Source organism: Nodularia chucula CCY0103 (assembly GCF_963923915.1).
Classification (GTDB): domain Bacteria; phylum Cyanobacteriota; class Cyanobacteriia; order Cyanobacteriales; family Nostocaceae; genus Nodularia; species Nodularia chucula.
In genome coordinates this window covers 1-8,287 of record NZ_CAWUOL010000142.1, presented here as the reverse complement: position 1 = coordinate 8,287, position 8,287 = coordinate 1, and the positions used below count along the sequence as shown (strand labels likewise).

The 8,287-nt window shown below is 38.3% G+C and carries 3 protein-coding genes; all 3 read left to right on the top strand.

Features of this window, described 5'->3' with window-relative positions; genetic code table 11:
• Positions 1 to 5,436, top strand: a 5,436-nt coding sequence (locus tag ACM0OP_RS23140) for a Calx-beta domain-containing protein (RefSeq protein WP_414530757.1), incomplete at its 5' end; no start/stop codon positions are given.
• 768 nt (positions 5,437 to 6,204) lie between these two features.
• Complete coding sequence (locus tag ACM0OP_RS23135) at positions 6,205 to 6,453, top strand: helix-turn-helix domain-containing protein (RefSeq protein WP_414530756.1); 249 nt, start codon at positions 6,205 to 6,207, stop codon at positions 6,451 to 6,453.
• 63 nt (positions 6,454 to 6,516) lie between these two features.
• Complete coding sequence (locus tag ACM0OP_RS23130) at positions 6,517 to 8,277, top strand: N-6 DNA methylase (RefSeq protein WP_414530755.1); 1,761 nt, start codon at positions 6,517 to 6,519, stop codon at positions 8,275 to 8,277.
• Positions 8,278 to 8,287 lie beyond the last annotated feature (10 nt).

Below are 8,287 nucleotides of genomic sequence, written 5' to 3'. Positions count from 1 at the left end.
GGTATCATCCGACTATATACCAATAATAATGGCACTTATAGCACAATTCCCTATGCTAATTTAGCCATTTCTGCTCCACCAAACAGTTCTTTCTCTAGTGGTTTTCCTATTTTAGGTGATTATGACCAGGATGGAGATTTAGATATTCTCTACTCTGGTTCCGCAATTACTCAAGACTTACAAATAACCAATTTTTTTGGTATTTATCGTAATAACGGTAATGGATTTTCAGAAGCGATTATTGATAACACATCTATTGGTTGGAATCCATCTTCTGTGCAATGGAGTGATTACGATAATGATGGCGATTTAGACTTGGTTGCTTATGGTGTTGATGCGGAAAATAACGGTATCATCCGACTATATACCAATAATAATGGCACTTATAGCACAATTCCCTATGACGAAATATCTATTCTTGCTTCAGAAATAAGCGTTGCTGATAACTTCACTGTGTCAATTAATGATGATGTTGTAGTTATTGAGGGAGAATTAGCAACATTTACTGTCACACTTGAAGGAGATAATACACAACCTGTAACAGTCAATTACTCAACTTCCAATAATACAGCTATTGCAGGGCTGGATTATGAATTTACAAGTGGAATACTGACTTTTAATCCAGGTGACAAAACCAAAACAATTACTGTTCAGACGTTAACAGACTCTTTAACTGAATCTGATGAAACTTTCTTTGTAAATCTTAGTACAACGAATGCAAATATTGAAATAACTGATAGTCAAGGTATTGCAACAATTCAAGATATCAATTATCAAAACAATCCTGGTATCCTTAGCTTTAGCAATTCTGAGTTTCGAGTCAATGAGAATGGTGAAGCTATTGTAGCCGTTACCGTCACACGTAGTGGAGGAAGTGATGGGGAAGTCAGTGCTACAGTTACCCTTAGCAATGGAACTGCTACTCCAGTAGACGGCTACGATAACACACCGATAACAGTTACCTTTGCTGCTGGAGATACAACATCCAAGATTATCCAAATTCCGATTGTTGATGATTCTATAGTCGAATCTAACGAAAGCATTAACTTAGCTCTAACTAATCCCACTGGTGGCGCAACTCTTGGAAGTCAAACAACAGCCAGTTTAGTCATAGTTGATAATGACATAACACTTACATCACTCACTCCTGATATCTACGAGTTCTTAGCCAAAGATATTGGGTATAAGGATTGGGAAATTAATGAATCAATTAGTTTTTATGGATATAACTATACTGTAGATAGCGTCATTAAAAATGACACAGGTTTATATGGCTTGGGCTTAATATCAGAAACATTTGAACCTGTCTTAGTTCTTCGTGGTACAGAACCAACCACAAACTTTCTAGCAGATATTTTTGCTGATGTAAATGCAGAAGGGATTGGATTTAACCAATTTTTATCAGCACGGACTGAAATTAATCAATGGCTAGGTAAATATGATCAACCGAATATTGTTGGTCACAGTTTAGGAGGAGCTTTAGCACAATTTTTTGCAGCAGACTTTACTTATGAAAATGAAAACAAACTACTAGGTGACATTTTCACATTTAATGCCCCAGGTATTTCTCAAGAATGGGCAATTAAATTTGACCCCACAGAAGCAGGTGAGGTTAAGCATTATATCGTTTCTGGAGATTTAGTAAGTCTTGGGGGTGACGATTTTATTGATGGGCAGTATGAAATATTTAGATATACAGGGTTTTTAGATTATGTCAGAAGTGGTACTTTTAATAAACACTTAAATCCCATTCTTGCGAACGAAGTTAACTATGATTCGACAGAGCAAAACACAAAATTATTTAAGCCATTAGAGATTGCTTCACAAGTATTTAACTCTGTTGATAGTCTGAATAGTGATTACTTTACTTATGCTTTTTCAGATATAGAGTTTTTTAATTTTCTTCTGGGATCATTTCTCCTTACAGATTCATTTCCAGAAACACAAGAATTAGTTTCTTCTCTGTTATTTCGTATCACCACTGAAAATACACGTCAACAAATTGGACAACAATTAATTCCAATTATAGACGATCTAGGAATTACTGATGATCAAGATACAGGTGGCTCAGTTAAATTGCCTGACATCAACTTTAAAATTCTAAATCGCTTGGATGTGGAAGCGACTGATTTGGGCGCTATTTATGTAGAACAGCCTGATAAGTTCCTGAAGCTACAAGGTATAGTTTCCATTCCCACTATCTACAATGTCACGGGTAACTTTGCTAATGATAATTTCATTAAGTTAGCTTATGATGCCGATAATAACCTAGTAGTTGATTTAGTAGGTTCTATTTCTGTTGAAAACATTTCCATAGTTGAGAATGTCTGGGAAGTAAAAACAGCTAGTTTGTATTTCGATACAATTAGTAATGAAATAAAAGGTGATGGTTTAGTTCTGATTCCTACTGGTATAGCAATAGGAGGTGGAATTGGCTTTATCAATGGTGAATTTAATTACTTATCCCTAGCAGTAGATGAACTCAATCGTCCCATAGGTACAACTGGAGCCTTCTTACAAGGCATTAATGGACAAATTGATAATATTGCTCCCTCAGATGCAGATCCCATTGAATTTACTGGTGGACTAGGATTAACTGCTGGACCAGAAATAAACGTATCTGTTCCCTCTTGGTTAGCAGGTGCTACTAATTTCTCTGGGTCATTACTCGAATTAGATTTAACAGGTAGTTTGAACACAAATCAAATTCAAGGTAATGGTAGTGTTAAGTTACTAGGAGGGTTAGCTACGGGTCAAGGTGATGCTACCCTCAAATTGAATGAAAAATTATTAGATGCAAATATCAATCTATCTATTGGTGATATCATTAATGGTCAGGGTGAGTTAAACGCTACTTCTAACTTCGACTTTGGTTTATCCTTCGGTGCAACTGTTAAAGCTCCTAATGTTAACCTTGAGTTTGAAGCTGATACTCTTTTGTTTGGCAAGGTCAAGAAAGAAATAAATTTTGGTGGACAAGAACTGATATCTGCAAATGCAGTTATTGAATTTACTAATGACAATAACTTGAGTAATGACTTCATCCGTAGCTCAGGTAAAATTGATGTTCCTATTATTGGTAATCAAGAGGTTGCATTCAAAGTCTTTTTAGATGGTACAGTGGAAGCCAATCTTGGTAGCTTTCTAGTAGAAATTAACAGTTTTCAAGTTGATACCAGTACAAGTTGGGTTATTTTCAATGCTAACTGGGATACTGCTTCCGAAAATGTCCAAGTCCAAATCATAAAACCTGATGGTACTATTCTTCAAGAATCAGACTTTGCTAATAGCAGTGACATAGCCATAATTGAAACTCTCAGTGGTTCTACAACTCGCGCTGTAGTAGTTGCAAATCCAGAAGCAGGTATCTGGGATATTAATGTAGTTGATGGTACTGGTTTAGGTGATGTTCAATACAGTGCTTTTCGAGATTCAGAAAGACCCGTTCTGGAAATAAACAGTATTAGTTCTAATGCGGATGCTTCAGAAATTACTATAAATTATACTGCCACAGATCCTGATTCTGAAGCTCAAATTAGCCTATTTTATGACGATGATGCGACAGGAAATGATGGTATTTTCATAGCCAGTGGTCTTCAAGAACTAGATGGTGCAGATACTTTCACCTGGAATAGCCAAGGTGTTGCTCCCGGTACGTACTACGTTTATGCAATGGCTCTTGACGATAACCACGCGCCAGTTTTTGCCTATTCTCCCACCTCTGTTGAAATCACCGCCCAAGCTGATTTAGTAATTACAAAAACTGCCAGTGCGGATTCAGTTCAAATTGGTGATAGTCTAACCTACACAATTACTATTACTAACAACGGTACAATAGAATCCCAAGGCATTAACCTCACAGAAACATTAGGCGATGGAGTGACCTTTGTTTCAGCCAGCTTAACTCCTACTAATCAATCAGAAGGTACTCTCAACTTTGACTTGGGTAACTTAGCCAGTAGCGCCACTACAACTGTGGAAATTACTGTTACTGCACCCAGTACCACAGGAGTTATTAGCAGCCGAAGTCAGATTTTCAGTGATACCTTTGACCCAAATGCAAACAATGATTTCGTTATTCTAGATACCACTGTAGTGGAGAAGGTTATAGCCAATAATACTCCTGTTGCTACAGATGACATTGCAACAACCCAGGAAGATACAGCTGTTGTAATTAACGTTCTTAATAATGATAGTGATTTAGATAATAACTTAGACGTTACGACAGTCGAAGTAGCAACTAACCCCAATAATGGCACAGTTAATGTTAATAGTACCACAGGAGAAATTACATATACTCCCACCACTAACTTCTCTGGAAATGACAGCTTTACTTACACAGTCAAAGATAGTAGTGGAGTAACTTCAAATCCGGCGACTGTCAATATTATCGTTAATTCCGTTGCCAGTGAAGTCGCTAACTTCAACAACAGTAACAACAGTCAAGTTTTTAATGTGGGAGGGAAGCCTGAACAAACCAGACAACTGCAACTAAGTTTTGTTTCACAAAATACGAATTCTATCAACGAAATTGGAGTTTTCATTGCTGATGATGACCAAGGCACTATTAATGGAATCACTCCAGACAATCCCAATTATCTCACTACTGCTCTGACTAATTCCCAAGTGATCTTCTCGGCTCTTGCTAATAACGTTCTTCCAGGTGTTAACTTTACTCGTCAACTCAATTTTGCAGGAAGCGATAACCTGATTTTTTACTTAGTCCAAAATAGCACCACTGAGACAGTTTTAGCTGACCTGACAGCCGGAAAAACACCTGCAAATGTCTTGTTTGCTATTCCTTCTGCCAACAGCAATGGTTTTGATCCTCTCCAGGTTTCTGACTTGAATAACGAAGCTTTTACCCTGTCCTGGAAAGATACCCTCAACAGTAGTGATAATGTCTTTAATGATCTTGTACTCAATGTGCAGGTCGCAAATGAAACATCTACCCCTCCAGGGACAGGATTGCAAGGAAGAGTAGAACTGATTGATTTGAGAAATTTAGGCACACTAGAAGCCAGCTTTAAAGTAGCTAGTGAAGCCGCTTATAACAATACTGTTGGCTGGTATCTTGTGGATGATGAAACCGGACTGATTGGTAATTTAAAACCAGGAGATGCAGGTTATGCTGAAGCGGCGATCGCACAACGTAGTGTTACCCACTTTACTCGTGATGGTATAGATTCTGCACAATTACAGGGACTTCTTGCTCCTTATCTAATTGCTAATAGTTCCCGTGAGTCTTTTTTGGCTAATAATCCCAATAACACTCTAGGAAATGGTTCACTAGCTTATTTTGCTTTCATGGGTGCTAACCCAGATGGTGTAGATCATGTTCGTCAACTTGGAGATAACACCTTTGGTTTTGAAGATTTATTTAATGGAGGTGACAAAGATTATAACGATATGATTGTTCAGATTAACTTTTCCTAGTAACTAGTAGTCTGTTAAATTTATTTTTCCGGGCTATAAACATAACGAAACTTGCAGCAGTTTCATTTCTTTATCTTGTCTCAGCAGGAGTGAAAGGCTTTTATCTGTCTACCCTAAAGCTGCCCTTACCTGGATGGCTAAGCCAGGAAGTCACCCTCCTGACTGGGATACAAAACCCTGAGTGCTTGACAAGCACACCTGTAAATTCAGAGTGAAAAGGGATTACATTTGAGATCATCCTCATCTATCTCTTGAATTGAAATTGACATTTACCCAAAAGATTTGCCGGCTCTACCTCCTGCCCTTTTTTAGTTCGCTCGAACTCACGTTAAGAATTTTCTAGTGAGTGGAGTGCCTATGTCCCAATTTTTCCCTTACGAATTTCCAAATATGCTCAGTGAGCTAAGTTGCATTGGAATAGGTATCTTCTAGCCCTGTGTATAATGATGTAGTCATTTACCGATAGTTAAAATACTTAAGCCTAGATACTTACCAGTAATTTTTTTATGTTTTAATATGTAGTTTTACATATTTTGGTACTGCCCCCTATTGCAGTTGCTATGTACTCTCCCCTATTAAAGATTTCAGGGGATTGAATACCTATGTCGATTACTGTGGAATTTACTGTAAATAATCTTTAAGATGTATTCATTTTACTCAATAGTAATCATTAAAAATTAACCTTTTAAACCATTGTCATTACGTTTAAATGCGTTTATGATTGCAATTGATATATTATTTGCTACATCAAAATCATGGGTTAGGCAGATGTCCAGTAAACCGCCCTTGGTATTCACACAGCCGGAGATAGGTAAGCTCATCCGCGAACTTCGCCTGCTGACTGGTCTGACACAGGAACAGTTTGCAGCACATTTGGGTGTGACATATCCCACAATTAACCGTTGGGAAAATGGCCGCTCTAATCCGTCACCACTCGCAATGGAGAAAATTCAGCAGAAGCTTAAGGAGATGGGGGGACAGGGTAAGGAGTTGTTAGAGAAGTATTTGACAGTTTGACAAAGTTATCGTGTAGTGATCGCTATTTGAATTGACTAATTAATTTGTGGATAGGGTGCATTAATGATTTTCACAGCAGATTTCACATCAGAACAGTTGCAAGTAGTTATGAAAGGCAAGGACAAAAACAGTCGTGTTGAGGCACTACGGCAGCTGTTGGGATATCCAGTGAAAGAACTTGACCCAGAAGGTTCACAGTTTTGGTATTTGCGCCCTGGTGATGATGAAAATGAAGCTGCGGAAACTTGCCCCGTCGCGGTTGGTTTTTATGATGAACTTGCAGATGTAACAGACCAAGAAGCTAGAAGATTTTTAACTGCCAAAGAGCAGCAACAAGAAATTTACGGACATTACACAACCCGAATAGCTGAACAGCAGCCAGTGATGTATTTGCTGTTACCTACCGAAGAAGCATCTGGCAGAGTACCGTTAATACTTCCCAGTGAAGGCGGATTGCGTCAACAGCAAATTCAAACTTTTGATTGGAATGATGACCAATTATTGACACGGTTAAAGCGTCTCAGACAAGGTGAATTACCCATTGCAGCCAGGGGGCTGATGTCTGTTCCTTTGGTGGAGTGGGTATTCTATGAACCGATTAAGACCGCAAAGGAATTGGCGCAACGGTTAGCAGAAGCAGCTCTCCGCATTGAAAAGGTTATACCCCAGGTTTATAAGCAAGAGCAAGAAGACGGATATTTGCATAATTTACTCAAGAGTTTTCAACGAGAATTATTGCCCTCCCTCAAGCTAAGTTCAGATAATCCGAAGGATTACAGTTTTGCTGATATCTATGCTCAAACTATTGCCTATGCTTTATTTACAGCTAGGGTATTTGGTCATGTGAGAGATAAGAGAGAAGGGCGGAAAAAAGAAACCCTTTTTGACCGTCAAACAGCTTGGCAGCAGTTACCAGAAACAAATCCATTTCTTCGTAAGTTGTTTAAGGATGTTTCAGAACGCAGTGCTGAGGAATTGGGTGATGAGTTGATAGGAGCGATCGCAGAGATTTTTGGTATCCTCCGTGCTACCGAGATGAAAGCTATTCTGTCAGATTTTGAAATAAATATGAACCGGGAAGATATTGTAATTCGGTTCTATGAAGATTTCTTAGCAGCATACAAACCACAGATGCGAGAACGTCGGGGGGTTTACTATACACCTGAACCTGTGGTTTCTTACATGGTGCGTTCTGTAGATATTTTAGTGAAGGAAAAGTTTAATAAACCTTTGGGTTTGGCAGATCCAAAAGTAATGATTCTTGACCCTGCTTGTGGTACCGGTACGTTTTTATTATGGATTTGTAAACTCATATATGAACGTTTTCAGGAGTCACCAGAAGCACTTACTGAAGGATTGGCTGATAAGTCTTGGTCTGGTTATGTCAAGGAAAGGTTATTACCCAGGATATTCGGTTTTGAGTTATTGATGGCTCCATATGCGATCGCGCATCTGAAGATAGGGCTGTTTTTAGAAGAGACTGGGTATAGATGTGATAATGGAAATCGGTTAGGTGTTTATCTAACCAATGCGCTTGAACAAGCCGCACCAGATAAACCAGAAATTCCTTTTGAAGAATTTATTGCACAAGAAGGTGAAGCTGCTTTAGAAATTAAACAAAACAAACCCATAATGCTTATTATGGGAAATCCTCCATATTCTTCTTCTATTTTTGAGGGGAAATGGATTATGAACTTAATGCAGAATTACAAAGAGGGATTGAGTGAAAAAAAGTCAGACCTGAATCGTGAAGAATGGAAATTTTTAAGATTTGCTCAAGATACAGCGTTTCCGGCTGTTATGAGGTACAGTAGCAGCAATTAGCAAACCAGTT